Origin of the sequence: Mesorhizobium sp. M0802 (genome assembly GCF_040320115.1) — a bacterium.
Classification (GTDB): domain Bacteria; phylum Pseudomonadota; class Alphaproteobacteria; order Rhizobiales; family Rhizobiaceae; genus Mesorhizobium.
Map to the genome: position 1 here is coordinate 186459 of NZ_JAMYOY010000001.1, position 23836 is coordinate 210294.

The window sequence follows — 23836 nt, forward strand, 5'->3', positions numbered from 1 at the left end:
TCCTGTCCTTGATCGGTGGGATTTTAACGATCAAGGGTAAAGGAAAACTCAGCGTCCGCGTTCATGCCTGCGGCCGAAATGCGGCAGCCAGACCATCACCGGCATGACGATCACTGGAGGGCCATTACTGGCAGAAAGTGCCACCATTCCGGCGCGGTTCGAGATCCAGATGGAAATGCAGGGAATGGTCCGGGTCCGCGCCCGGCCCAAGCACGGTCTTGAACGGTCCGCAGGCGGCCTTGCGCACCGCATTGAGGAATTTGCCGTCCTTCTCGGGCGGCGTTGGACCGACTTCGACCTTTCTGCCATCCGACAACGTGAAGCTGGCAATATCGAGCGCATTGCCGAAGGCATGTTCCGACAGATGGCGCGTGCCGTTGCGCGGCCGGCAGACAAAGGCCGATGCCTGGTTGATCGATTTCAGGTCGGCTCCGAACTCGGCTTTCGCCGCCGGCTGTATGATTTCGGCGGCAAAGCGGGCTGCCGCCTCGGCCATCGGGCAGTTGAGTTCGGTCGCGGGGCCGATGGCGATGGATTTTCCGAGCGACTTCAGCACCAGGGGATAGGGGATCGAGCAGCCGATGTCGGGATTGCTTTCCGCCTTATGCTCCTCGAATTCGACACCAAGGGCCGTCAGCCGCTCGCGACAGGCGACTTCCGCCGCCGGCATTTTTGCATCGGGCACATCGGCCGAGCGCGGATCAGGCAGCATCTTCTTGTCGCCGGCATCGGGTTTTTCAGGTGGTTGCGGAGCAACGGCCGGCGGCTGAGCTTCAGGTTCCGAAGTGTCTGGCTTTTGTGTCGGAATCGGCACCGCGGCCGGCGGCTCGGGCTCGCTTTGCCTATCGGTCGACGGCTTCGGGGCTGACGGTCCGGGCCGCGCCTGCTTTTTAAAACCGGACTTTTCTTCGTTGAATCGATCGTCATTGGACCGGTTGGGCGCGCCAAGGGGGTTCGGACCTTCGGCCTTTTGCTTTTCGATCGGTGCCGCGCCGGTCTTCGGCGCCTCTGAAGGACGCGCCTCGGGCAGCGGGACAACGCGCGAGGGCTGCACCGGAACATCGGCGGGCGAGGGCTCTTTATCCGGGGTCTTTTGTTCCACCTGCTTTGGCGTGATGTGCCGCTGTGGCCTGGGCTTCTGGCGGTGTTTGCTGCGCGGCTTAGGATGCGAGTCGACCCGCGGTGAAAACAACTGCTCCAACCGCTGTGACAGCGGCGTGTAATGCTTCTTGCGCTGTTTGGCGTCGGCTTGCGTCAGCAGCAGAGCCGTGACGACCATGACCAGTGCAACCCTGCATGTTCGGGAAAGTACAAGCGACCCCATCCTCCTCAACGGCGCGAGCGCCCGGAGGTTGCCTGCGGCCCATCACGAACGGTAACCACGCCGTTACGCGCCAATCGCTTCCAGCCCTTCTTCCAGCCAGTCGGCCAAAAGCGGCATGCCGAGCAGGTATTTCGCCGTGCGCTTGTTGGCGCGGTCGCGCGCGGCGGCAACCGCATCGGACCATTCCGCAGCGTCATAGTCGCCGCGGCCGACCCAGGCCAGCGCGATCAACTCGGCCGCTTCGTCGACGTTGAGGTCGTTGATCAGCTCGCGCAGCTCTTCCTCGGTGAGGTCTTCCGCGCTTTCCTCCGCCAGACCGTCATGGTGGTGATTGGCATGTGATTCACCATCGAGCTCGACCTCATGCTCGGCACCGTCGGCATAGTCTTCGTTGACGGCAGCACTCAGTCCCTTTGCCTTGAGAATGAACAGGCGCACGGTGTCCGGGCCGATCGATAGCTCCCATTCCCGTTCATGGCGCTGTTGCACTCTCGCGCACCCCGCTGATCATTTCCCGAATGATAGCGGATTTGCAGCGCGCGTCACGTCATGTTCTGATCCCTGACCCCCGCCTTTGACCGAATTCAGGTCAGGCACGGCCGCACAAATAGTTCCGGCGGCTGCGGGTTTCCGGGATGAAAAGTCTGCATCCCGGCGTTAGCTTTTCATTATCGTCATTTTCCCTCAAGATCGTCATTATCCCTCAAGGAGGCTTCGATGCATAAAAGAGTGTTGATCCAGGCGGCTGCGGCGCTTGTCGCGCTGCAGTTCTTTGCGGTTGCGGTGTTTGCGGCCGGCGGCGGTGGCGGTGGTACCGAGACCACCACCCAGTGCAAGAAGGGGCAGGTCTGGGACAAGAAAAAGCAGAAATGCGTCGCGCCGAAGTACGGCATGCTGGACGACGATAACATCTATGATGCTGGTCACGACCTGGCCATGGCCGGGCGTTATGACGAGGCGATCGCCGTGCTCAGCCTTGCCGCCAACAAGCAGGATCCGCGCATCCTCAACTATCTCGGCTATTCGCATCGCCATTCCGGCCGTGTCACCGTCGGCCTCGGCTATTACGAGGAAGCGCTGCGCATCAACCCGGATTACACGCTGGTGCGCGAATATCTCGGCGAGGCCCATCTGCAGATCGGCGATCTGGCCGGCGCCCAGGAGCAGCTGGCCGAGATCGAGAAGCGGACGGGCAAAGATTCGCGCGAATACGGCATGCTGGCCGAACAGATCTACCATTTCATGAGAAGCTGACCCCACCCCAACGGCTTCTCTGGGCCGGCTGCGAGCAATCGCAGCCGGTTTTTGTTGTCGCAACTGCAACACGCTGCACATGCCGTGACGGCAATTGCGCAAGTCGGCTCATGATTTTTCAAAAAGCCTGCTTTTTCAGCGTGAAAAACGCGCGAGGATCGCTATATTGGGGAAAATTGCGGTGAAACGGTTCCGTTAGCCCGAGGCTGCCGGACCCGTTTTCTTTTTATACCCATCGACAAGGCTTTCCCCGAAATGCGGGGGTGGCGGCAGGAAAGGTCAGGCATCATGAACAAGGTCCCGATGACAGGCGAGGGGTTCGCGTCATTGAAGGAAGAACTGCGCTGGCGCCAGCAGCAAGAGCGGCCGCGTATCATCGAGGCGATCTCCGAAGCGCGCTCGCATGGCGACCTGTCCGAAAATGCCGAATATCATGCCGCCAAAGAGGCGCAGAGCCTCAATGAGGGCCGTGTCAACGAACTCGAAGACTATATTGCTCGGGCCGAGGTGATCGACGTCACCAAGCTTAGCGGCGACAAGGTCAAGTTCGGCGCCACGGTGGTGCTGGTCGACGAGGACACCGAGGAAAAGAAGACCTACCAGATCGTCGGCGACCAGGAAGCGGACGTGAAATCGGGCCGTATTTCGATCTCCTCGCCGATTGCCCGTGCGCTGATCGGCAAGGAAGTCGGCGACGCCATCGAGGTCAACGCCCCTGGCGGCGCCAGGGGTTACGAGATCGTCCAGGTGCAGTTCATCTAGCACCTCAGATCCTTCTGAAAGGCTCTAGGCAGGTGCTCGTGATTTGAGCGCCAGCTGCTTCTCAGCTTCCGCCACCACCTTCGCCGGCGTTAGGCGCTCCCCCGATGCGGCCAGCAGCGTTGAGGCATATTGCCCGCGCGGGCCGGTCAAACCCGGCTCGGTCGCCAGGAACACCGCGACCGTCGGCAGGCCGAAGGCGCTGGCGAGGTGGGTCAGACCGGTGTCGGCACCGATAACCAGCGTCGAGCGGCCAAGGATCGCGGCAATGTCTGCCAGCGGCGATCTCGGCACCACGATCGTTGACGGCACGGCTTTCGCGATCGCCTTGGCCACCGCCTTCTCACGCTCGTTCGACCAGGTGGTAACCGGCGTCATTCCGGTACCAACCAGCAGGCGAGCGGTTTCGATCCAGTCTTCGGCGGGCCATTTCTTGTCTTCGCGGCTGGTGCCGTGCAGCAGGAAGGCCGTCTTGCCGTCGATGCCGGCCAGGCGGCCCGGAGGCGGCACAATCCCGGATGCCAGCGCCGAAAGATCGGGCTCGTAGCCGAGCGCCAGCCCGAACAGCTGGCGCGTGCGTTCGATGGCGTGCAGGTTGCGCGGCACGGCGTATCTGCGCTGGTAAAACAACGTTGCCGAGGGCTCCCGCGCGCTTGCGCGTTCGAAACCTGCGATTGGTGCCGCTGCCTGTTTCGCCACCAGGGCCGATTTCAGCAGCCCCTGCGCATCGAGGACGAGGTCGTACTCGCCTGCTTGCAGAGCGCGGCGCAAGCTTGTCGCCTCCCGCCATGTGCCGGCGTTGAACAGATGCTTGCGCCAGCGCCGGATGGCGACGGTATGGATCTTTGCTATCGCCGGATGCAGCGCGACGATGCCGGCAAAGGCTTCTTCGACGCACCAGTCGAAGGCGATATCGGGGCGCTTGCGGCGTGCATCTTCGACGGCGGGGAAGGTGTGGATGACGTCGCCCATCGAGGAGGTCTTGACGATCAACACCTTCATGCGGCGGCCGGGAGTTCCAGCAACCTGTCCGCCGCCGCTGCCACTCGGGCAACGTCCAGCGTCTTCAGGCAGTTGAGGTGGCCGAGCGGACAGACCTTCCGGTGGCAGGGCGAACAGGACAGATGCAACCAGATCAGTTCGCGCTGTTCAGCCAACGGCGGCGTGTTTTCCGGCGAGGTCGAACCGTAGACGGCAACGACCGGCGTGCCGACGGCGGCCGCGACATGCATCAGCCCGCTGTCGTTGGACACCGCCAGCCTGGCCGCGGCGATCAGGTCGATGGCGTCCTCCAGCCGTGTCTTTCCTGCCAGATCGACGACACCGGGCGCGAGTGCTGCGATCTCGGCGGTGACGTCGCGATCGTTCTTCGAGCCGAACAACGCGACCTTGAATCCTTTCGCCATCATCTCTCCGGCGAGGCCGGCATAGCTTTCGCTAGGCCAGCGTTTGGCCGGACCGAATTCGGCGCCGGGCATCATGGCGACGAATTTTCCCGGCTGCACTGCGAAGCGAGCGAGCAGATCTTTCTGATTGCCGGCGTCGACGGTGAGCCGCGGCGGCCGGAAATGTCCGCCTTGGGCGAGGCCAAAATAGGCCTGCGCGGTGCGCCGTTTGACGGCATCGGGCAGCGGCACGATGTCGGTCAGCAGGCCGTAGCGCATTTCCCGGAGATTGCCGAAGCGGCGGGGGATGCGGGCAAAGAACGGGATCAGCGCCGATTTCCAGCTGCCCGGCAGGACGTAGGCCATGTCGTAGCGGCCGCGCAGCAGGCGGCCGAAGCGGCGGCGAATGGTGAATTCGAGCGCGCCCGGTTGCAGCGGGAAATCGATCTGCTGGCGAATCTCGGGCATGCGCTTGACCAGCGGGGCCGCCCAGGCCGGGGCCAGCACGTCGATGGCGGCGTTGGGATGGACGTCCTTCAGCGCTGAAAACAGGCACTGCGCCATGACCATATCGCCCACCCAGCGTGGGCCGATCACGAGGATCGTTGGGCTTTCAGCCATTCGACATAGTCTCTGACGCCGGTTTCCACGCTGCGGAATTGCCCATTATAGCCGGCTGCGCGCAAGCGGGACATATCAGCTTGGGTAAAACTCTGGTAGCTGCCCTTGAGGTGATCGGGGAATTCGATGAACTCGATCTCGCCCTGGCCCAGCGTATCGATCACGGTCTCGGCAATGGCGCGGAACGGCTGGGCGCGGCCGGTGCCGCAGTTGAAGATGCCGCTCGAGCCGCGCTTCCACAGCCACAGATTGACGTCGGCGACATCGCCGACGTGAATGAAGTCGCGGCTTTGTTCGCCGGGGCCGAAGCCGTCATGGGCGCCGAACAGCTTTGGGTTTTCGCCGCGCCCGACCTGATTGAACAGATGGAAGGCGACCGAGGCCATGGCGCCCTTGTGCGCCTCGCGCGGGCCATAGACGTTGAAGTAGCGCAGGCCCGCGACCTGCGAATGATCGGTGTCGAACACGGTGCGCCTGACATAGTCGTCGAATAGTTTCTTCGAATAGGCGTAGACGTTGAGCGGCCGCTCAAGTGCGGGATCCTCGCGAAACTCCGAACCGCCGCCGTAGACGGAAGCCGAGGAGGCATAGAGGAACGGTATGCGCAGCGAAAGACAGCCATGCAGCAAGCGCTTTGAGAAGGCGTAGTTCACGTCCATCATGAACTTGCCGTTCCATTCCGTGGTGGTCGAGCAGGCGCCCTGGTGGAAGACGGCCTCGACGCGGCCTAGGTCGCCGGCTTCCAAGGTGGCCAAGAATTCGTCCTTGTCGAGATAGTCGGCTATCTGCAAATCGGCCAGGTTGGCGATCTTGTGGCCGTCGGTGAGGTCGTCGACGACGAGGATGTCATCATGGCCTTCGGCATTGAGTGCGGCGACGATGTTGGAGCCGATCATGCCGGCCCCGCCCGTGACGATGATCATGAAGGCCTCTGGTTGCTTGCGATTCCGGTCCTTATAAGGGAGGCCAAGCGTACTGTCGATGAAGCACCACGACGCCACAGTGAGACCGCGAAGCGGCCCGCTTTATTCGAGGCCCGCAAGCTAGGGGACAAAAAATGCCGTCGACCGAACTGCTCATTGCGTTTTTCGCCACCACGGCGATCTTTGCCTATATTCCAGGACCGGCGATGCTCTATGCCGCCGCGCAGACCATGGCGCGCGGGCGCTGGTCGGGGCTGACGGCGGCACTTGGCATCCATCTTGGCGGTTATTTCCATGTCTTTGCGGCTGCCGCCGGGCTGTCGGTGCTCTTCCATGCGGTGCCGCCGCTCTACATGGCGGTCAAGCTCATCGGCGCGCTCTATCTGATCTGGCTTGGCGTGTCCTTGTTCCGCAAGCGCGGGGACGGTGACACGGCGCTGCCGGCGATCGAGCGCAAATCGGCGCGCCGGGCATTTTTCGAGAGCATCACCGTCGAAGTGCTCAATCCGAAGACGGCGATCTTCTTCATGGCGTTCCTGCCACAGTTCATCGATGCCTCGGCGGGTTTCCCGGTGTGGCTGCAATTCGTCGTGCTGGGCACCATCGTCAATTTAATGTTCTCTTCGGCAGATATTGTCTGCGTGTTGCTGGCAGGCATGGTGATCGCCCGGCTGAAGCGCTCCAGCCGTGCGCAGCGCATCATGCAGAGGGCGGGCGGGGCGGTGCTGGTCGGACTGGGCGTCCACGTCGCGTTGCAGAAGAGCTGACGGCCGCCCTGACGTTGCGCTGCGCGGATTTGCGGTATATCGGCTTCGCCATGAACGATCCGGCCCGTAAATTGACAATTTTCAGCGTGATTGAGGTCGGCCTTTCCCTCGCATTGCCAGTGACATGATCAAGCACAATCCGCCTTCGCCCGAACCTTTGCACCGCGCCATTGCCCGCTTTGGCGACGTTGCCGTGCTGGTGGTCGGCGACTTCATCCTCGACCGTTTCGTCAACGGCGTCATCGAGCGCATCTCGCCGGAAGCGCCGATCCCGGTGCTGCACGGGCGCGGCGAGACCTCGACGATGGGCGGCGCAGGCAACGTTGTCGCCAACATCGTCTCGCTGGGTGCCAGCGCTATTCCCATATCGGTGATCGGCACCGATGTGGCCGGCGACAATCTGGTGCGCATGCTGCGCGAACTCGGCGCCGATACGGCTGATATGGCGCAGGAGCGCGGTCGCATGACGTCGTCGAAGAGCCGCTTCAGCGCGCTCAATCAGCAGGTGCTGCGCTTCGATGAGGAAGAGATCAAGCCGCTCGACGACAAGGAACGGGCGGACCTGGTCCGGCATTTTCGCGCCGCACTCACGCGCGCCGACATCGTCATTCTGTCCGACTATGGCAAGGGCATCTTGCTCGACGGCGTCGCCGCCGACCTGATCGCCATCTGCCGCGAGGCGGGAAAACCGGTGCTGGTCGATCCCAAGGGCCGCGACTATGCGCGCTATGCCGGCGCGACCGCCATCACGCCCAACCGCAAGGAGCTTGGCGAAGCTGTCGGTCGCCCGGTTTTCGCCGACGACGAGATCGTCGCGGCGGCACGCCAGCTGATTTCGGCACATGGCTTCGACTTCGTCGTCGCCACCCGCAGCGAAAAGGGCATGAGCGTCGTCGGCGCGGATGAGGCGCGCCACATCGCCACCCAGGCGCGCGAAGTGTTCGACGTTTCGGGCGCCGGCGATACGGTAATCGCGAGCTTCGCGCTGGCTCTGGCCGCGGGCGCCGATCGCGTCATGGCCGCCTCCATCGCCAATGCCGCCGGCGGTGTGGTGGTGGGCAAACGCGGCACCGCGCGGCTGACCGTGGAGGAACTCACCGGCGCGCTGTTCCGCTCGCACGGCCCCACCGCCCATAAGGACGCCATCCTCGATGCCGCATCGGCCGCGCGCATGGTGGCGGCGTGGAAGGACGAGGGCCTGAGCGTCGGCTTCACCAATGGCTGCTTCGATATATTGCATGCCGGCCATGTCAGTCTTCTCCACGCGGCGCGCAGCCAGTGCGACCGGCTGGTGCTCGGCCTCAACAGCGATGCCTCGGTGCGTCGGCTGAAAGGCGCAGGGCGCCCGGTCAACGATCAGCATGATCGTGCCTGCGTGCTCGCCGCCCTGGCCTCGGTCGATGCGGTCGTGGTGTTCGAAGAGGATACGCCGCTGGCGCTGATCGAGGCGCTTCTGCCCGACATTCTGGTCAAGGGCGCCGACTACACGGTCGAAACCGTTGTCGGCGCCGATGTGGTGCAGAAGGCGGGCGGGCGCGTCGTCCTGGTCGACCTTGTCGCCGGCAAGAGCACCACCGGCACGATCGGCAAATTGCGCGCCGGCGGCGGTACCAACTGAGGGATTTCATGTCCGGACTGAATGACTATCTGGTCCGCTCGGCGGCCGCGATCACCGCGACAGTCGAGCGTGACCTGACCGCCGAGATGGAACGTGCTGTGAGTGCGGTCGTCGCCGCGCTTTCCTCGGGCAAGGCGCTGCTGGTCTGCGGCAATGGCGGCTCGGCCAGCGACGCCATCCACATTGCCACCGAACTGGTCGGCCGCTTCCTTAAGGAGCGCAAGGCCTACAATGTGATTGCGCTGCCGGCCAACGCGGGCATGCTGACCGCCTGGGGCAATGACTATGGCTTCGACACCGTGTTTTCGCGCCAGGTCGAGGCGCATGGCGCGCCCGGCGGCGTGCTGCTTGCCATCTCGACCAGCGGCAATTCGCCGAGCATTCTGGCTGCCGCCGAACAGGCTCGGATGATGGGCATGACGGTGGTCAGCCTCACCGGCGACAGCGGTGGCAAACTCAAGCCGCTCACCGACATACTGCTCAACGTGCCCTCGACCTCGACGCCGATCATCCAGCAGGGACATCTCTGCCTCTACCACTATCTCTGCGAGGTGGTGGAAGACCGTCTGTCGAATGGCTGACACCGGGGCCTACGGTCCATACCCGCTGGCTGAGCCCGGCCTGTGGGTTGAGCGGGTGGGTTCGCGGGTGTTTCCAGCCAACGCGCCGGCGCTGTTCCTCGACCGCGACGGCACCATCAATGTCGACACCGGCTATCCCGACGATCCAGCCAAAATGGCGCTGCGCGACGGCATCGTGCCGGTCATCGCGGCGGCCAACCGGGGCAACATCCCGGTGGTCATCGTCACCAACCAGTCCGGCATCGCGCGCGGCTATTTCGGCTGGAAGGAATTTGCCGCGGTCAACGGCCGGGTTCTCAAGCTGCTTGCCGCCGGCGATGCCTTCGTCGACATGGTTCTGGCCTGCGCCTACCACGAGGCGGGCAGCGGGCCACTGGCGGTCGCCGACCATCCAATGCGCAAGCCCAATCCGGGCATGCTGCTACAGGCCCGGCAGCGTCTCGGCCTCGATCTCAAGCGCTCGCTGATAGTCGGCGACAAGGCCGCGGATATGCAGGCCGGACAACGTGCCGGCCTGCCGCGCGGCTGGCTGGTGGATGGCGAGGGAAGTAATGAGCCGGGCTTCGAGGTTCTGCCGCTGCGCAACCCCGATGATCTGGAACGGCTTTTGAGAGCTGTCGAGTCGCTCGGATCGAGACTGATTTAGCTTTCCGGATCTGTTGCGACGCAATCTCAATGGGTTAGCTTGAGCGTTTCACCGTTTCGCAGAAACGGCGAGCCGATCCATTTCTTTGCTTTGACGCTATTCCCCAGGAAAGCACCATGCTCTTTTGCGGAAAAACTGCAGAGATCAGACATCATTCAAGCAAGAAATTTGCAGATGTCATTCCATCGAAGAACGAGGGGAATTCATTGAAGAAAGCAATCTCTGTTGCCGTTGTCTTGTTGATATTGGCTGTGCTTTCAGCCGTGGGGTATGTCTGGCAAAAACACGGCGTGTATGGGCTCAATGCACTTCTTCGCCGCGGCGGAAGCTACTGGATCGCCGTTGCACCCGACGATGCGCGTCTCTCGCCTGCCATGCAGCTTGCGTTGAAATCGGAAATTCCTGATGTGACCGCTGGAGCCAGCTCATGGAATGAAACCGAGCCTGGATTCCAGGTCAGAGAAATCCCCGTCATGGCGGGCGACCGTGAAATTGACCGGCTCTATCTCAACCGTTTCGATCCAGCCAAATTCCGTTTCGTTGCCCGTAACGAGCCCAGTGGTGCCAAGGACATCGACCAGTGGGAAGCGGCACTCAATCCACAAGGCGCAGGCGGCACCGTTCTGATCGTCAATGGCAGTTATTTCGGACTGAAGGGCGAAGCCGACACGCCCTTTGTCAGCATGGGTGCGAGGCTCGGGCCGGATGAATACGATGCGAAGGCCGGCGCCTGGTTCGTGAATGCCTCCGGCACGCATGTGGTCGATCTCAATTCACGTGACTGGCGCGCAGTCACGGAGAATGCCGAAAACGCTATGGTTTCCTATCCATTGCTTGTCGGTGAGGACGGCCGCAACAATGTACGCGCCAAGAGCAACTGGTTGGCCAACCGCACCTTTATCGCGGAAGATCGTCAGGGCTGGATCATCGTCGGTTCGACCAAGGACGCTTTCTTCTCGCTGGACCGGCTAGCAAACTTCCTGTTGCAGACCGACCTCGATCTCAAGACGGCGCTAAACCTCGATGGCGGGCCTGTTGCCTGCCTCAGCGTCCGCTCCGGGAACTACCGGTTGAAACACTATGCCAAGTGGGAAGCCCAGGTCGCGGATGGCGACGTCTCACTGCTTCAAGCACCGCTAGATGTGCCCTGGGGATTGCCTGTTGTTCTCACGGTGGAGCCGCAGGTAGCAGATCCTGCCCTTGGCAGGGTGGGTCAAAGTACTCCCTATTCCGTAGCTGAAACCGGATGGCATATTCAACCTTGGCCGCTCATGTTCACGCAATCTGACCCGGAATACCCTACGATTTCGGCGCCAGAATTCGCTTTCTGGCTCATATTCGTCGTCAACATGATTGTGATCGGCGCGGCGTTCTCGCGTCAAAAAACATTTTCCGTCTCAAATGGTTGCCGCATGTCATCACATTCGTCTGGCTTGCTTGCTCACCTATTTTGCTAGCCTTTTTAGCTTTGCCGGAGATGTCCCCTGGTGAGAGCCCCGGCCCTGGGGACGGCTTCATTCTTTTGCCAGTTGTCGGAGAGGTAGCAGTGTGTCTGTTGGGGTATGTCTTGGTCGGCGTCGCACATGCTTTTTCGAAGTTAATCTCGCTTATCAGGCGCTGAACGCCACCAGCCCTTCGTCCTTGACGCGGCGGATGGTCAGCGCGGTGCGCACCGTGTCGACATTCGGCGCCGAAGCCAGTTCTTCGATGACGAAGGTCTGGAAGGTGCCGAGATCACTCGCCACGCAATGCAGCAGGAAGTCGGATTCGCCCGAGACCATCCAGGCGTCGCGCACGATCGGCCAGCCGCGAGTGCGCTCGGCGAAAGCTTTGAGCTCCGCGTCGGCTTGGTGATGCAGGCCGATCAGGCAGAAGGCGACGACATCCATGCCGAGCGCCGGCGCGTTGAGCAAGGCGCGATAGCCTCTGATGATGCCGGTTTCCTCCAGCCGCCGGACACGGCGCAGGCAGGGCGGGGCGGAAATGCCGACACGGCTCGACAGTTCGACATTGGTCATGCGCCCGTCGGCCTGAAGCTCGCGCAGAATCTTCCAGTCGATGGCATCGAGGTCGGCTTTCAGGGGCATGGCGGTCTCGGCTTAGCGCAAGAATCTTTCGCGCTCTCGTCCTTAAACGACTTTTGTGTCGATGCCAGCCCTTTGGTCGGGCGATTTCGCAACCGTAACGAAAGCGGCCATTGCGCGAATAAGCCTGTAGGCCGAAGCTTTCCGGGGACGACGGCCTGATCGTCTTGCTGGTGTGGTTGGCAACCCTTACATTACCAGCAACATTTCACGTCGTTTTCCAAGGCACACTCGATTGTCTGCCCCGCAGAGGCTTTAGATGACCACCAAGCACGCGCCTGTCCTTATCATCGGTTCCGGCCCGGCCGGCTATACGGCGGCGGTCTACGCCGCGCGCGCCATGCTGAAGCCGATGCTCGTCGCCGGCCTGCAGCAGGGCGGCCAGCTGATGATCACCACCGATGTCGAAAACTATCCGGGCTTCGCCGATCCGATCCAGGGCCCGTGGCTGATGGAGCAGATGCTGAAGCAGGCCGAGCATGTCGGCACTGACATCGTCAACGACATCATCACCGAGGTCGACCTCAATGTGCGGCCGTTCCGCGCCACGGGCGATTCCGGCACCACCTACACGGCCGATGCGCTGATCATCGCCACCGGTGCGCAGGCGAAGTGGCTGGGCATCCCCACCGAACAAACCTTCATGGGCTTCGGCGTGTCGGCCTGCGCCACCTGCGATGGTTTTTTCTATCGCGGCAAGGATGTCGCTGTCATCGGCGGCGGCAATTCGGCGGTGGAGGAGGCGCTCTATCTCTCCAATCTGGCGAAGAGCGTGACCGTCATCCACCGGCGCAACGATTTCCGCGCCGAGCGCATCCTGCGTGAGCGGCTGTTGAAAAAGGACAATGTCCGAGTCATCTGGGACACGATCGTCGACGAGATCACCGGCCGGCCCGGCAAGACGCCGCTGCCGCCTTCGGTCGAAGGGCTGAAGCTCAGAAATGCGATGACCGGCGAGGTCAGCCATCTCCAGGTGGACGGCGTGTTCGTGGCGATCGGCCATGCGCCGGCGGTGGAATTGTTTGTCGGCAAGCTGAAGCAGAAGCCGAACGGCTATCTGTGGACGGCGCCGAATTCGACCCGCACCGATGTGCCCGGCGTGTTCGCCGCCGGTGACGTGACCGACGATATCTACCGTCAGGCGGTGACCGCCGCCGGGCTCGGCTGCATGGCCGCGCTCGAGGCGGAAAAATACCTGGCCGGCATCGAGGTGCACCGCGAAGCGGCGGAATAAAATCTATCAAGACGGCGTCGCAAGCCGTTCAAAAGCCTGATTTTTCATTCAGACGCCAAAAACAGAACGAGGGGAACTCAATGGCGTTGGACTGGGACAAGCTTCGCGTGTTTCACGCAGCGGCGGAGGCTGGGTCGTTTACCCATGCCGCCGAGACTTTGCACCTGTCGCAATCGGCGATTTCACGCCAGGTCAGCGCGCTCGAACATGATGTCGGGGTGCCGCTGTTCAATCGCCATGCCCGCGGCCTGGTGCTGACCGAGCAGGGCGAAATGCTGTTCCGCACGGCGCATGACGTGCTGATGAAGCTGGAGACCATCAAGTCGAAGCTGACCGAGGCCAAGGACCGTCCCTCAGGCGTGCTGAGGGTAACGACCACGGTCGGGCTCGGCGCCGGCTGGCTGACCGAGCGGGTGCAGGAATTCATCGAGCTCTATCCGGAAATCAGCCTGCAGCTGATCCTGGCCAATGAGGAACTCGACCTCACCATGCGCCAGGCCGACTGCGCGATACGGCTGCGCCAGCCGCAGCAGCCCGACCTTATCCAGCGCCGCCTGTTCACCGTGCATTTCCACCTCTATGCCTCGCCGTCCTATGTCGGCAAGCACGGCAAGCCGACCTCGGTCGCCGATCTGAAGAACCATCGCATCGTCACTTTCGGTGTGCCGGTGCCGTCGCATCTGTCGGAGCTGAACTGGCTGGAAACGATCGGCGATTTCGACGGTGGGCAAAGGGTGCCGACGCTGCAGATCAACGACATCTTGTCGATCAAGCGCGCCGTGCAGGGCGGCGCCGGCATCGCCATGCTGCCCGACTACGTGATCTCCAAGGAATCGGATTTGGTGCAGCTTTTGCCGGAGACCGAGGTGCCGTCCTTCGACACCTATTTCGCCTATCCCGATGCAATGAAGAACCAGGCCAAGCTGCACGTCTTCCGCGACTTCATCATCGCCAAAGCGCGCAGCTGGTCATTTTAAACATGCCCTTGGGAGGTGCTGGTCACCCCCGCCAAGGCGTCAGCCGTGGCAGCCAGCCGGGAACATTGCGGCGGTAGGTCTCGTATTCGCCACCGTAGCGGCGGGCGAGAGTCGGCTCCTCATAGAACCTGACGAAAGAGCCCATGACGATCGCGCCGATGGCGGCATAGGCAGCGACGCTCCAGCTTGAAAACAGCAACGCCTGGCCGAGGATGATCGACAGCACGGCGACGTACATCGGGTTGCGGACATGGCGGTAGACGCCGCCGATCACCAGTCTCTCGGTGGGTGCTACAGGCGCCGGCGTGCCCATGCCTTCGAGCGCGAAGCGGGCAAAGGAATGGACGAGCAGGGCGATGGCCGCGACGATTAGGATGGAGCCAGCCGGCACGAAGCCGGGCACCGTCGACAGCGGCAGACGGTAGCGGTCCGTCAGCAGCCAGGGCACCAGCCCGGCCACGACACAAGGTGCGGCGATGAAGAAGACCGCGCTGCCGGCGATCGCCTGGGGTGTCCGCATGTCAGGTCTCCCTTCTTCCGGCCGACCCTTCCCATCCCGCTGCCGCAAAAATAAACGCCTGCTGCCCGATTCAACGTCATTCGGCTTTTTGCCCGCGAGCGCGAGAATCAGCCCGACTTGCGGTTCTGCGAAGGCAACCGCACGGTCGCGCCATTCATTTGGCAACTTTTCGTGGTCCTATGGCCCCTAGACATGGGTTAGACCACAGCCTGTACCTTTTTGCATGCGTGTGTTGCAAAATAGATGCTTGTTTCTTGGGCATGAACAGCACATATATAGATCATCTCCTGGGCGCGTTCTCCTCCCATTAGCGCCCTCGAGTGTTCCCCTCTGGAGGTTAGCCTTAACAGGCACTTCCAATCAAACTCAGCCGGATCTTCATTGATCCGGCTTTTTTGTTTCCGGGCCTGCCGTAGCCAGCGAAAAATCGAGCAAAATCGCCGCGTAACAGTGACATGTAACCTCAGGTAACATGCCGCAGGCGCGATTCATCGTTTAAGCAGATCATAGGACGCGGTGTGGTTCGACCGGGAGATGGGGGCATCACTCGGAAGATCCGGGCTCAGGCGGCTACCGCGTCCGAACCTATTCGTCTGTCAGTGCCGCATGGCGCGGCGGATACGTGCGGCGGACCTGCCGTTTTCCTCCCAAGAAGACGGTCCGCAATAAGAGCGGCGTCCGGGTCATCCGGGCGCCGTTTTTTGTGCGGATCATCCTTCGGCCTGTCAGGCAGCCTTGCCGTTGGCGTTCATCGCCTCGTCGGCCAACCGACCGGTCAGCTCGGCCATGTGATCGAAGGCGCAACGATAGCTGGCGACGCCGGAGGTCGCCGAGCGCAGTTCGATGATCAGGTCGCCGATCTCGGCCTGCGGCATGGTCGCCTCCACGACATCCCATCCCGGCCAGTCAGGCCGCGCGTCGTAGCCAAGGATCTGGCCGCGCCGTTGCGGGATCAGCGCGATGATCTTCGAAGTGGCTTCGGACGGCGTGACGATCTCGACCTTCATGACCGGCTCGAGCAGCACCGGCGAGCAGGCCGCCATGCCTTCCTTCATGGCCAGCTTGGCCGCCATCTGGAAAGCCATGTCGGAGGAATCGACGGCGTGGTAGGAGCCGTCGGAGAGGTTGACGGCGACATCGACGACAGGGAAGCCGAGCGGGCCGGATTTCAGATAATCGCGCACGCCGGTTTCGACCGACTGGATGTAGGTCTTGGGCACGACGCCGCCGGTGATGGTGTCCGAGAACTGAAAGCCGGAGCCGCGCGGCAGCGGCTTGATCTCGATCACCACATCGCCGAACTGGCCATGGCCGCCGGACTGCTTCTTGTGGCGGCCGCGCTGCTGCACCGTCTTTCGGATCGTCTCGCGATAGGGGACGGCAGGCGCATGGCCTTCGACCGGAATCTGATTCTTGCCTTCCAGCCGCTCGCGCACGACCCGCAGATGCATCTCGCCATGGCCGGACAGCACGGTCTCGGCCGAGTCCTGGTTGTGGCGCAAGGTGAGCGAGGGATCTTCCTCGGCCAGGCGCTGGATGGCCGCCGACATTTTGACCTCGTCCTTGCGCTCCTTCGGCCGTAGCGCAAAGGCAAAGACCGGCTGCGGCGGCGTAAGCGTGACCAGCGGCTTGATACCGCCCTTCGTGGAACTCAACGTCTGGCCGGTCTTGACCTCGTCCAGCTTGCCCAACGCCACCGTGTCGCCGGCCTTGGCAGCGGTGAGCTTGGACTGGTCCTTGCCGAGCATCTTGTAGATGCCGGAGACCTTCGCCGTCTCGCCATTCGACAAATAGAGTTCGGCTGCATCGGCGATCTGGCCGGAGAGTACGCGCGACACGGACAGCTTGCCGCCATGCGCGGTGTGGATGGTCTTCATCACCTGGACCACGGTGTGATTGCCGTCGGGGACGCCGAGCCGTTTGCGCGTCGCCTCGACATCCGGTGCGTCATGGCGGATCGCCTTCAAAAGGCGCAGCACGCCGTTGCCTTTTTCGGCGGTGCCGATAAGCACCGGCGTTATGGCGCCGGCGCGCAGGTCGGCGGACAGATCGTCGAAGACCGCGTCTTTCGGCGGCTCGATCTCCTCCAGCAACTGCTCCATCAACTGGTCGTCATGGTCGGCAAGCGTCTCCAGCATGGAGAAGCGAGCCTCCAGTTCGCGCGCCTTGTCGTCAGTTGGAATTTCGGCAACCTGGCTTTCGGCATATTCGCGGTAGATGTAGGCGCGCTCTAGCGCCAGGTCGATGGAACCGATCACCACATTGTCCTTGCGCAGCGGAATCTGGCGCAGCAACAGCGGCGCCGCGCTCGTCGGCTGCAGCATCTTCAGCGTATCGCGTACGCCGGCGATTGCCTTGTCGACCTTGTTGAGGAACAGGATGCGCGGCACGCCGAGATCGTCGAGCTTGCGCATGATGAGCTGCAAGGCTGGGATCTTCTTCTCGTCGGCCTCGGCGACGACCACCGCGAGATCGCAGGCTGCCAGCACCGGCTCGGCCTCGAAGGAGAATTCGATCGATCCGGGACAGTCGACGAAGGTGATCTGCTCGCCCATGAATTCGGTGGTGGCAAAGGTCGCCTCGACGCTCATGGCGTGCGCCCGCGCCTCGGGCGAATGATCGGAAACGGTGCTTCCCGATGAAACGGGATTTTGGCGGGGGATGGCGCCCGTACGGGCGAGGATGGCTTCGAGAAGTGTCGTCTTACCGCTTGCAAAGGGACCGACTATGGCAATGCATTTCGGTCCCGTGCGTCGTCCTCCGGCGCGAGTACCCATGGCTGACCTCCACTCAGGCTTGGCCCTTGGAGTGCGATCAGCAAAAGTGGAAACGGTTTTGCGCCGATCGCACCCTGTCGTGAGCGGCGGCCGGCCTGTTCGACCGTCGCGGGGCGGGGTTGTTTCTCTTAGCCACCTGCCCAAGCCCATCGTCCCACGGGTTAGCCGGCAGGGCAAGGAAAATAGGAATCCGGTGCGCCGTCAGGCGGCCGAGGCAAGACCCCGGGATCAGAACCGTCCGGCGATTTCAGCTTGCCTGGGTGCGGCGCGTGGGCGTGGCGGCTGCACTCTGCTTCACCACCATCTCGGCGTAGCGCGACAGCAACGGGTTGAACAGGTCTGGGCGTTCCCAGAACGGTGCATGGCCGGCGCCTGATATGACATGGCATTGTTCCCACAGCAAGCCATAGGCCACCGTCTCGAAGTAACTCAGCCGCACCAGCGGATCATGCTCTCCATTGATCACCGCAACCGGGAACGGGGCGTGCTCGACCACCTGTTTCTGGTCGGCGCCCTTGCCGGCAAACATGCTGCGCGCCACGCCGGCGCGAAGCCTGCCGTCGGTGCGCCTTATGGCTTCGCGGAAAGACGGACTGGCGGTATCGCCGAAGCAAAGCGCCTCGAAGCGCTCGATGTCGCGTTCGGAGTAGACCTTCTTGGAGGCCAGCAGCATGTCCCAGTTGGCGTGAAAGCCGCGCAGCATGCCAAGCGGCCCCCGCGACACCGGCGGCGCTCCGGTCAGCACCAGGCCGCTGACCGCATGGTGAAAGCTGGCCAGTTCGACCGCCACATGGCCGCCGAGCGACCAGCCGAAGATGATGGCGTGGCCGATGCCCAAAGCGTCGAGAAGCCGGGCTGTGGTCTGGGCAAGGCCGGTAATCGTATAGGCGGTCGCCGGGTCGCGGGCATCGGAGGACTCGCCGTGGCCGGGAAGGTCGAAGGCGATCAGCCGATGGCCGTCGGCAAGCGGGCTATCGAACTGACGGGCAAACACGGCGCGCGAACTGCCCGACCCATGGATCATGACGATGGGCATGCCGGACCCAGACGACTGGCTGAGGCGCAAGTCGGCCTGCGGCGTGCGGATGGTGCGGTGAGTGATGCTCATGCTGGATTAGACCTTGAGATTTGCCTGACCGCCAACATCGCATCGCTGGCTCTATATGTTCTTTAAACATGTGGTTAAGAAAGGATTTCTAAAGAGATAGCCGGCACGATCGCTGGCTCCATGGCAATCACGCGCGGAATCCCGACAATGGAACCAGTCCTTGATCTTCTTGTCTCGATCTGCAGCATCGCGACGCTTGGCCAATATGTCTGGTCGATGCGGGCGCATTTCCAATCGCAGGCGATGTCTCCAGGCGCCATGGTGATTTCGGCGGCGGTCATCGCCACGGCGCTGTTCCTTCTCGCCATCCTTTGGATCCAATCGCAGCCGGGTTCGGCAAAGCTCACCGGACTTGCCGTCGAACTGGCGAGCTCTGCCCTGTTCTGGTGGGCGATTGTCACGTCGCGCAAGGCGCGATTGCGCTTCGCCTTCGCACCCGACGATCCACACAGCCTGCTGACCGACGGCCCCTACGGCCATGTCCGCCACCCCTTCTATACGTCCTACATCGTCTTCTGGATCGGGTGGGGGATCGCGACCTGGTCGATCTGGGCGGTGGTGCCGATCGCCGGAATCGCTATCCTCTATGTGTTTGCGGCGCTGGACGAAGAGAAGAAATTTTCGCGCACGCCGCTGGCCGGAGCCTACGCGGACTATCGCGTACGTGCCGGCCTGTTCTGGCCCCGGCTGGGGTGGTAGCCGGCACCGGGGCAGGGTAGGTTCTGCCAAACTTAGGGATCACCAGAGATGAAGATCATTGCCTGCGGCAGCGTGCCGACCATCATCGCGCCGGACCAGTATTTCACCGGCCGCGTGCTGCAGACGCCCATCATCGAGAAGGAAGCGCCGGCCCGGCTCAGAGCCACGCTGGTCAGCTTCGAGCCCGGTGCGCGTACCCACTGGCACACGCATCCGCTCGGCCAGACGCTTTATGTCACTGCGGGGGCCGGCCTTGCGCAGACATGGGGCGGGCCGATCCAGCAGATCAAGGCGGGCGACGTGATCTCGTTCGAGCCCGGCGAGAAGCACTGGCACGGCGCGGGTCCAAAGACGACAATGACCCACGTCGCCATGCAGGAAGCGCTGGACGGCGTCCATGCCGATTGGATGGAAGCGGTCACCAGCGAGCAGTGTGGCGGCTGAGGTCTGCTCCTGACAAAAAACCCGGCTCGAAGCCGGGTTTCACGTCTCGGTGCCGCCAGTTCAGGTCAGCGATGCCGTGAACCGCTGGATGCGGGCGCAGGCTTCCTCCAGCAGCGTCTCCGACGTGGCGTAGGAGATGCGGAAGTTGGGGCCGAGGCCGAAGGCCGAGCCGAACACCACTGCGACACCCTCGCCTTCGAGCAATTCGGAGCAGAAAGTCTCGTCGGTGTCGATTATCTTGCCGGCTTTGGTCTTCTTGCCAATCAGCTGGGCGCAGGACGGGTAGACATAGAAGGCGCCTTCCGGCGACGGGCAGGTTATGCCGCGCGCCTGGTTGAGCATCGACACGACGAGGTCGCGACGGCCCTGAAAGATCGCCTTGTTCCTGGCGACGAAATCCTGCGGGCCGTTGAGCGCCTCGACCGAGGCCCATTGCGCGATGGTGCAGGCGCCCGAGGTCTGCTGGCCCTGGATCATGTCCATCGCCTTGATCAGCTGGACGGGACCCGCGGCATAGCCGATGCGCCAGCCGGTCATGGCGTAGGCTTTCGAGACGCCGTTCATGGTCAGCGTGCGCTCGTAGAGTTTCGGCTCGACCTCGGCGATCGTCCTGAAGACGAAGTCGCCATAGGTCAGGTGTTCGTACATGTCGTCGGTCAGTGTCCAGACATGCGGATGCTTCAAGAGCACGTCGGCCAGCGCGCGCAGCTCGGCTTCCGTGTATGCGGCGCCGGACGGGTTCGACGGCGAGTTCATCAGCAGCCATTTTGTCTTCGGCGTGATCGCCTTTTCCAGCGCGGCGGGAGTGAGCTTGAAACCATTGTCGATCGAGGTGTCGGCGAACACCGAGGTGCCGCCGCAGATCGCCACCATTTCGGGATAGCTCACCCAATAGGGGCGGGGGATGATGACCTCATCGCCTGGGTTCAGCGTCGCCATGAAGGCGTTGAACAGGATCTGCTTGCCGCCGGTGCCGACAATGGTCTGCTCGGGCTTGTAGTCGAGATTGTTCTCGCGCTTGAATTTTTTCGCGATCGCCTCGCGCAGCGGCGCGATGCCCGAAACCGGCGGGTATTTGGTCTCGCCGCGGCGGATCGCCTCGATCGCCGCATTCTTGATGTTGTCGGGCGTGTCGAAATCCGGTTCGCCGGCGCCGAGGCCGATAATGTCGCGGCCGGCATTTTTCAGCTCGCGGGCTTTCTGCGTCACCGCGATGGTGGCGGAAGGCTTTACGCGGGCAAGGGCGTCGGCAAGAAAGGCCATGACCAGATATCTCCAGAGGGGTCGGCGCAACCGCAAACAGCTGCGGCGCTTCTCATGTCGCATCGACCCGGCAAGTGCAAGCATTGTCGGATGAGCCAGGGCTCAAGGACCTGTGAAGATGCCTTTTTGGAGCGCGTGCATGACGGTTTCACTCTGCGTTGCGGGCTCTGCAATCGACGCCTATCCCCAGCAAGACTAAATTCATCAACGGCCGCTAAAACCTTTGACGGCAGGATCGCCAGCCATTTCGCCTGTCTCGCGGAGCGAGGGACCCTTGTCGCGCAGCACCGGGCTTGCCCACATCATCCGTCACGATGACGGCACCGTTTCAGGTGTCTGGGGTCCCTACACGCTGCAGAGCGCCTTTCAGCCGATCTTCGCCTTCAAGGAGAGCAAGCTCTCGATCGCAGCGTTCGAGGGGCTGATCCGGCCGTTTCGTGACGGCGAGCCGCAATCGCCAATGAACTTCTTCCGCACCTGTCCGGCCGGCGACCGCCTGCACATCGAGGCGCTGACGCGCACGCTGCATTTGCTCAACGCCGGCGCCTGCCTGCCGCAAGAAGCTTCGATCTTCGTCAATTTCGATCCGTCGGTGTTTACCGAGCGCTCCATCGCCGATAACGCGCTGCGCGACATGCGGCTGGTGCTGCACGAAGCCGGGATCGATCCGCGCCGCATCGTGTGCGAGGTGACCGAGCAGAAGTCGGCGTCGCAGGAAACGCTCTACAGCTTTGTCGAGGCGCTGCGGGCCAATGGCTTTCGCATTGCCGTCGACGATTACGGCGCCGATGAATCCGACATCAACCGCATCAAGGAGCTCAAGCCCGACATCGTCAAATTCGATGCGCACTGGATCACGCAGCTCATGGAATCCGGCGCCGGCTTTGCCCTGCTGACTGCCATGGTGACGAACTTCGAACTACAGGGCATCCGCACCGTGTTCGAAGGCATCGAGGAAGGCTGGCAGCTTGAATTGGCCGAGAAATCCGGCGCATCGATGGTGCAGGGCTTCGTGCTGGCGAAGCCGGAACTGGCGCCGACCAGCTTTCGCGCTTTCGGCAAGGATGGGCAGCCGTCTGTCGCGGCGGCCGAGCCTGGCAAGACGCCTGCCGGCCCGACTGCAGCGCCTCCGGCGCGGCCGGGCAGGGTGTTCGGGCGCAGGACCGGGCCATGACCGGGCAGCGCGAGAGGCGTCGCGATATCGGCGAAGCGATCTTTGCCGACGAGGTCGGCATCGAATACGGCGTCTACGGCACGTTCCGGCTGAAGAGCGCCTACCAGCCGATCTTTGCGCCACGCGGCGGCGCGTTGGCCGCGGTTGCAGTCGAGGCGCTGATCGAACCGCAGCGCGCTTCCATGCCGGTTGCACCCGCCATGTTCTTCGACAGTGTTGCGCCGGGCGACCGCCTGTTTGTCGAGACGATGTGCCGGATGCTGCATCTGAAAAACTTCCGCAACATCGGCGTCGACGGGCTCGGCCTGTTCTTCAATTACAACCCGATGATCAACGATCATCTCGGGCGGGCGCTGGCCGAGATCCGGCTGATGACGCGGCATCTCGGCGATCTCGACCTGCATGCCGCCATGCTGGTCTGCGAGATCACCGAACAGGCGGCCGACGATAATGTGCTGGCCCCGCTGGTGCGCGAGATGCGGCGCCACGGCATCCGCATCGCCATCGACGATTTCGGCACCGGCCACTCGACCGCGGAGCGGATGAGCCTGCTTCAACCGGATATTGTGAAGATCGACGGCGGCTGGTTCGCCGAATTCTGCCGCCACGCTGCCGCCGAGCGCTTCTTCCGGCCGCTCGTCTCGTCGCTGCACGATCGCGGCGCCAAGGTGCTGGTGGAAGGCATCGAGCAATCCGTGCATCTGCGCGTCGCGCTGGATGGCGGCGTCGACCTGCTACAGGGGTTCCATCTCGGCCGCCCGGCGCTGGCCGGCACGATCTTCAACCGGGAGCCGCTGTCGATCGAGGCGCTGCTTGGCGCCGACAACAAGGTGGTGCCGCTGCATCTGCGGCGCTGATTTTGTCCTCACGCTTGCCGCCGCTTCGCGGCTCGTTCCGGACGGGACGCCAACGGGCGCGATGCCCGGTTGGGCTTGCGGCCTTCGGCCGTAGCGCGCATTCAAAGAGGGCGAACTCGGCCCGCGTGAAGTTCAGCCAAAGCCTGCTCGGCAAACTTATCCAGCCGGCCAGCCTTGGCGTCCGCCTCGATCTGCATATCCCACACCTCTGCCTGATACGCTGCGAACCATTTGGCAAAGGCCTTTAGTTCTGTGGTGTTCAGGGCTGCGATGGATCTTTCAATCTGTTCGAGCTTGGTCATGGGGCGAAACTAATAGCATGGCCATCGTCCAATTCCAGACAAACAAAAAGGCGGGATAAATCCCGCCTTCCCATTTTCGGTAGCCTGATCGGAGCTTTAAGTCCGTGCCGGCAGCTATCTGCTGATCCAGCTTGTCGGGTCTTTCCGCTCCAGCGCGCTTCTCGCGCGACCGTCAGTACATCCGTGACTTGCCGCGCGCCCCGAACTCTCGTCCGGCGCGCGCTATCGCAAAATCAGGCTGCCTTGCTCAGAGAACCAGCGGACGACTTGCCTGTGCGGCGGTCCTGCTCGATCTCGAAGTTGATTTTCTGGCCTTCGACCAGGGTCGACAGTCCAGCGCGCTCGACAGCGGAGATGTGAACGAAAACGTCCGCACCGCCCGAATCAGGCTGAATGAAGCCGAAGCCCTTGGTGGCATTGAACCACTTGACCGTACCAGTTGCCATATGAATAGTCCTCGCATTTGCTTTGGTTTGACCGAACCGAGGTTCAGCCGGTTTGTATCGAGATTTTGGAGAT

At 62.6% G+C, this 23836-nt stretch carries 25 protein-coding genes; 13 read left to right on the forward strand and 12 right to left on the reverse strand.

The window, feature by feature from the left end:
- Positions 1-124 precede the first annotated feature (124 nt).
- Both NKI10_RS00935 and NKI10_RS00940 read right to left on the reverse strand, forming a co-directional pair.
- Entirely contained in the window at positions 125-1201 is a 1077-nt protein-coding gene (locus NKI10_RS00935) for an extensin family protein (RefSeq protein ID WP_352858634.1), read from the reverse strand.
- Between the two features lie 186 nt (positions 1202-1387).
- On the reverse strand, positions 1388-1813 hold the full coding sequence (locus tag NKI10_RS00940; RefSeq protein WP_352858048.1) for a DUF3775 domain-containing protein: 426 nt from the start codon (positions 1811-1813) through the stop codon (positions 1388-1390).
- Between the two features lie 228 nt (positions 1814-2041).
- Between NKI10_RS00940 and NKI10_RS00945 the strand changes: the two genes are divergently transcribed.
- Positions 2042-2578 carry a tetratricopeptide repeat protein gene (locus NKI10_RS00945; protein ID WP_352858051.1) on the forward strand — a complete coding sequence of 179 codons (537 nt, stop codon included), beginning with the start codon at positions 2042-2044 and terminating at the stop codon, positions 2576-2578.
- Between the two features lie 288 nt (positions 2579-2866).
- The gene (greA, locus tag NKI10_RS00950) at positions 2867-3340 is read left to right on the forward strand and encodes a transcription elongation factor GreA (protein ID WP_023683753.1); all 474 of its coding nucleotides are present in this window, start codon (positions 2867-2869) and stop codon (positions 3338-3340) included.
- Between the two features lie 24 nt (positions 3341-3364).
- Here the strand turns inward: greA and waaC are convergent, their stop codons facing one another.
- The 3 genes from waaC to rfaD are packed head-to-tail and all read right to left on the reverse strand — an operon-like array spanning position 3365 to position 6266.
- On the reverse strand, positions 3365-4339 hold the full coding sequence (waaC, locus tag NKI10_RS00955) for a lipopolysaccharide heptosyltransferase I (RefSeq protein WP_352858054.1): 975 nt from the start codon (positions 4337-4339) through the stop codon (positions 3365-3367).
- Positions 4336-5343, reverse strand: coding sequence for a lipopolysaccharide heptosyltransferase II (waaF, locus tag NKI10_RS00960; protein WP_023695762.1), 1008 nt, complete (start codon positions 5341-5343; stop codon positions 4336-4338). Before waaF ends, waaC begins: the two co-directional genes overlap by 4 nt.
- Complete coding sequence (rfaD, locus tag NKI10_RS00965; RefSeq protein WP_023683756.1) at positions 5316-6266, reverse strand: ADP-glyceromanno-heptose 6-epimerase; 951 nt, start codon at positions 6264-6266, stop codon at positions 5316-5318. The genes waaF and rfaD overlap by 28 nt, the downstream gene beginning before the upstream one ends.
- A gap of 134 nt (positions 6267-6400) precedes the next feature.
- On the opposite strand from rfaD, the gene NKI10_RS00970 reads away from it, so the two are divergent.
- The 5 genes from NKI10_RS00970 to NKI10_RS00990 all read left to right on the forward strand — a co-directional run bounded on the left by NKI10_RS00970 (position 6401) and on the right by NKI10_RS00990 (position 11335).
- Positions 6401-7033, forward strand: coding sequence for a LysE family translocator (locus tag NKI10_RS00970; RefSeq protein ID WP_023671977.1), 633 nt, complete (start codon positions 6401-6403; stop codon positions 7031-7033).
- A 124-nt stretch (positions 7034-7157) separates the two neighbouring features.
- The gene (gene rfaE1, locus NKI10_RS00975; protein WP_023671976.1) at positions 7158-8651 is read left to right on the forward strand and encodes a D-glycero-beta-D-manno-heptose-7-phosphate kinase; all 1494 of its coding nucleotides are present in this window, start codon (positions 7158-7160) and stop codon (positions 8649-8651) included.
- An 8-nt stretch (positions 8652-8659) separates the two neighbouring features.
- Complete coding sequence (locus NKI10_RS00980) at positions 8660-9232, forward strand: D-sedoheptulose-7-phosphate isomerase (protein ID WP_023671975.1); 573 nt, start codon at positions 8660-8662, stop codon at positions 9230-9232.
- The gene (locus NKI10_RS00985) at positions 9225-9878 is read left to right on the forward strand and encodes a D-glycero-alpha-D-manno-heptose-1,7-bisphosphate 7-phosphatase (protein ID WP_023671974.1); all 654 of its coding nucleotides are present in this window, start codon (positions 9225-9227) and stop codon (positions 9876-9878) included. The genes NKI10_RS00980 and NKI10_RS00985 overlap by 8 nt, the downstream gene beginning before the upstream one ends.
- A gap of 116 nt (positions 9879-9994) precedes the next feature.
- Positions 9995-11335 carry a phosphodiester glycosidase family protein gene (locus NKI10_RS00990; protein ID WP_352838688.1) on the forward strand — a complete coding sequence of 447 codons (1341 nt, stop codon included), beginning with the start codon at positions 9995-9997 and terminating at the stop codon, positions 11333-11335.
- Positions 11336-11488: 153 nt separating this feature from the next.
- Here the strand turns inward: NKI10_RS00990 and NKI10_RS00995 are convergent, their stop codons facing one another.
- Positions 11489-11965, reverse strand: coding sequence for an Lrp/AsnC family transcriptional regulator (locus NKI10_RS00995; protein WP_023689719.1), 477 nt, complete (start codon positions 11963-11965; stop codon positions 11489-11491).
- A 256-nt stretch (positions 11966-12221) separates the two neighbouring features.
- On the opposite strand from NKI10_RS00995, the gene trxB reads away from it, so the two are divergent.
- Together trxB and NKI10_RS01005 are read left to right on the forward strand one after the other, a co-directional pair.
- Positions 12222-13196 carry a thioredoxin-disulfide reductase gene (trxB, locus tag NKI10_RS01000; RefSeq protein WP_023671971.1) on the forward strand — a complete coding sequence of 325 codons (975 nt, stop codon included), beginning with the start codon at positions 12222-12224 and terminating at the stop codon, positions 13194-13196.
- An 80-nt stretch (positions 13197-13276) separates the two neighbouring features.
- A complete protein-coding gene (locus NKI10_RS01005) occupies positions 13277-14173 on the forward strand; it encodes a LysR family transcriptional regulator (protein ID WP_023671970.1) in 897 nt (298 codons plus the stop codon).
- Positions 14174-14195: 22 nt separating this feature from the next.
- Here the strand turns inward: NKI10_RS01005 and NKI10_RS01010 are convergent, their stop codons facing one another.
- From NKI10_RS01010 to NKI10_RS01020, 3 genes are all read right to left on the reverse strand, one after another.
- Positions 14196-14693: a methyltransferase family protein gene (locus NKI10_RS01010; protein WP_023671969.1), complete on the reverse strand. Its 498-nt coding sequence runs from the start codon at positions 14691-14693 to the stop codon at positions 14196-14198.
- Between the two features lie 725 nt (positions 14694-15418).
- Positions 15419-17470, reverse strand: a complete 2052-nt coding sequence (locus tag NKI10_RS01015; protein WP_023683761.1) for an elongation factor G — start codon at positions 17468-17470, stop codon at positions 15419-15421.
- Between the two features lie 247 nt (positions 17471-17717).
- Positions 17718-18578: an alpha/beta fold hydrolase gene (locus NKI10_RS01020; RefSeq protein ID WP_023671967.1), complete on the reverse strand. Its 861-nt coding sequence runs from the start codon at positions 18576-18578 to the stop codon at positions 17718-17720.
- A 147-nt stretch (positions 18579-18725) separates the two neighbouring features.
- On the opposite strand from NKI10_RS01020, the gene NKI10_RS01025 reads away from it, so the two are divergent.
- On the forward strand, positions 18726-19277 hold the full coding sequence (locus tag NKI10_RS01025; RefSeq protein ID WP_023833501.1) for a methyltransferase family protein: 552 nt from the start codon (positions 18726-18728) through the stop codon (positions 19275-19277).
- A gap of 48 nt (positions 19278-19325) precedes the next feature.
- Entirely contained in the window at positions 19326-19721 is a 396-nt protein-coding gene (locus tag NKI10_RS01030) for a (R)-mandelonitrile lyase (RefSeq protein WP_023833500.1), read from the forward strand.
- A 60-nt stretch (positions 19722-19781) separates the two neighbouring features.
- Here NKI10_RS01030 and NKI10_RS01035 read toward each other — a convergent pair whose 3' ends face one another.
- Positions 19782-20984 carry a pyridoxal phosphate-dependent aminotransferase gene (locus NKI10_RS01035; RefSeq protein WP_023671964.1) on the reverse strand — a complete coding sequence of 401 codons (1203 nt, stop codon included), beginning with the start codon at positions 20982-20984 and terminating at the stop codon, positions 19782-19784.
- A gap of 274 nt (positions 20985-21258) precedes the next feature.
- Here NKI10_RS01035 and NKI10_RS01040 point away from each other — a divergent pair, with 274 nt between their 5' ends.
- Together NKI10_RS01040 and NKI10_RS01045 are read left to right on the forward strand one after the other, a co-directional pair.
- Positions 21259-22158: an EAL domain-containing protein gene (locus NKI10_RS01040; RefSeq protein WP_023671963.1), complete on the forward strand. Its 900-nt coding sequence runs from the start codon at positions 21259-21261 to the stop codon at positions 22156-22158.
- Positions 22155-23015 carry an EAL domain-containing protein gene (locus tag NKI10_RS01045; protein ID WP_023671962.1) on the forward strand — a complete coding sequence of 287 codons (861 nt, stop codon included), beginning with the start codon at positions 22155-22157 and terminating at the stop codon, positions 23013-23015. Before NKI10_RS01040 ends, NKI10_RS01045 begins: the two co-directional genes overlap by 4 nt.
- Positions 23016-23116: 101 nt before the next feature.
- Here NKI10_RS01045 and NKI10_RS01050 read toward each other — a convergent pair whose 3' ends face one another.
- Positions 23117-23317 carry a hypothetical protein gene (locus tag NKI10_RS01050; protein WP_023748189.1) on the reverse strand — a complete coding sequence of 67 codons (201 nt, stop codon included), beginning with the start codon at positions 23315-23317 and terminating at the stop codon, positions 23117-23119.
- A 233-nt stretch (positions 23318-23550) separates the two neighbouring features.
- Positions 23551-23763: a cold-shock protein gene (locus tag NKI10_RS01055; protein WP_015316174.1), complete on the reverse strand. Its 213-nt coding sequence runs from the start codon at positions 23761-23763 to the stop codon at positions 23551-23553.
- Positions 23764-23836: the final 73 nt, after the last annotated feature.

What these genes read in the sequence shown, in the direction of transcription:
- waaC (WP_352858054.1), bottom strand. Translation starts at nt 4,339, where the DNA reads ATGAAGGTGTTGATCGTCAAGACCTCCTCGATGGGCGACGTCATCCAC.
- trxB (WP_023671971.1), top strand. Translation starts at nt 12,222, where the DNA reads ATGACCACCAAGCACGCGCCTGTCCTTATCATCGGTTCCGGCCCGGCC.
- NKI10_RS00995 (WP_023689719.1), bottom strand. Translation starts at nt 11,965, where the DNA reads ATGCCCCTGAAAGCCGACCTCGATGCCATCGACTGGAAGATTCTGCGC.
- NKI10_RS00990 (WP_352838688.1), top strand. Translation starts at nt 9,995, where the DNA reads ATGCTCTTTTGCGGAAAAACTGCAGAGATCAGACATCATTCAAGCAAG.
- NKI10_RS01055 (WP_015316174.1), bottom strand. Translation starts at nt 23,763, where the DNA reads ATGGCAACTGGTACGGTCAAGTGGTTCAATGCCACCAAGGGCTTCGGC.
- NKI10_RS01005 (WP_023671970.1), top strand. Translation starts at nt 13,277, where the DNA reads ATGGCGTTGGACTGGGACAAGCTTCGCGTGTTTCACGCAGCGGCGGAG.
- greA (WP_023683753.1), top strand. Translation starts at nt 2,867, where the DNA reads ATGAACAAGGTCCCGATGACAGGCGAGGGGTTCGCGTCATTGAAGGAA.
- NKI10_RS01030 (WP_023833500.1), top strand. Translation starts at nt 19,326, where the DNA reads ATGAAGATCATTGCCTGCGGCAGCGTGCCGACCATCATCGCGCCGGAC.
- NKI10_RS01045 (WP_023671962.1), top strand. Translation starts at nt 22,155, where the DNA reads ATGACCGGGCAGCGCGAGAGGCGTCGCGATATCGGCGAAGCGATCTTT.
- NKI10_RS01015 (WP_023683761.1), bottom strand. Translation starts at nt 17,470, where the DNA reads ATGGGTACTCGCGCCGGAGGACGACGCACGGGACCGAAATGCATTGCC.
- NKI10_RS00945 (WP_352858051.1), top strand. Translation starts at nt 2,042, where the DNA reads ATGCATAAAAGAGTGTTGATCCAGGCGGCTGCGGCGCTTGTCGCGCTG.
- NKI10_RS01035 (WP_023671964.1), bottom strand. Translation starts at nt 20,984, where the DNA reads ATGGCCTTTCTTGCCGACGCCCTTGCCCGCGTAAAGCCTTCCGCCACC.
- NKI10_RS01050 (WP_023748189.1), bottom strand. Translation starts at nt 23,317, where the DNA reads ATGACCAAGCTCGAACAGATTGAAAGATCCATCGCAGCCCTGAACACC.
- NKI10_RS01020 (WP_023671967.1), bottom strand. Translation starts at nt 18,578, where the DNA reads ATGAGCATCACTCACCGCACCATCCGCACGCCGCAGGCCGACTTGCGC.
- waaF (WP_023695762.1), bottom strand. Translation starts at nt 5,343, where the DNA reads ATGGCTGAAAGCCCAACGATCCTCGTGATCGGCCCACGCTGGGTGGGC.
- NKI10_RS01010 (WP_023671969.1), bottom strand. Translation starts at nt 14,693, where the DNA reads ATGCGGACACCCCAGGCGATCGCCGGCAGCGCGGTCTTCTTCATCGCC.
- NKI10_RS00980 (WP_023671975.1), top strand. Translation starts at nt 8,660, where the DNA reads ATGTCCGGACTGAATGACTATCTGGTCCGCTCGGCGGCCGCGATCACC.
- rfaE1 (WP_023671976.1), top strand. Translation starts at nt 7,158, where the DNA reads ATGATCAAGCACAATCCGCCTTCGCCCGAACCTTTGCACCGCGCCATT.
- NKI10_RS00970 (WP_023671977.1), top strand. Translation starts at nt 6,401, where the DNA reads ATGCCGTCGACCGAACTGCTCATTGCGTTTTTCGCCACCACGGCGATC.
- NKI10_RS01025 (WP_023833501.1), top strand. Translation starts at nt 18,726, where the DNA reads ATGGAACCAGTCCTTGATCTTCTTGTCTCGATCTGCAGCATCGCGACG.
- NKI10_RS00985 (WP_023671974.1), top strand. Translation starts at nt 9,225, where the DNA reads ATGGCTGACACCGGGGCCTACGGTCCATACCCGCTGGCTGAGCCCGGC.
- rfaD (WP_023683756.1), bottom strand. Translation starts at nt 6,266, where the DNA reads ATGATCATCGTCACGGGCGGGGCCGGCATGATCGGCTCCAACATCGTC.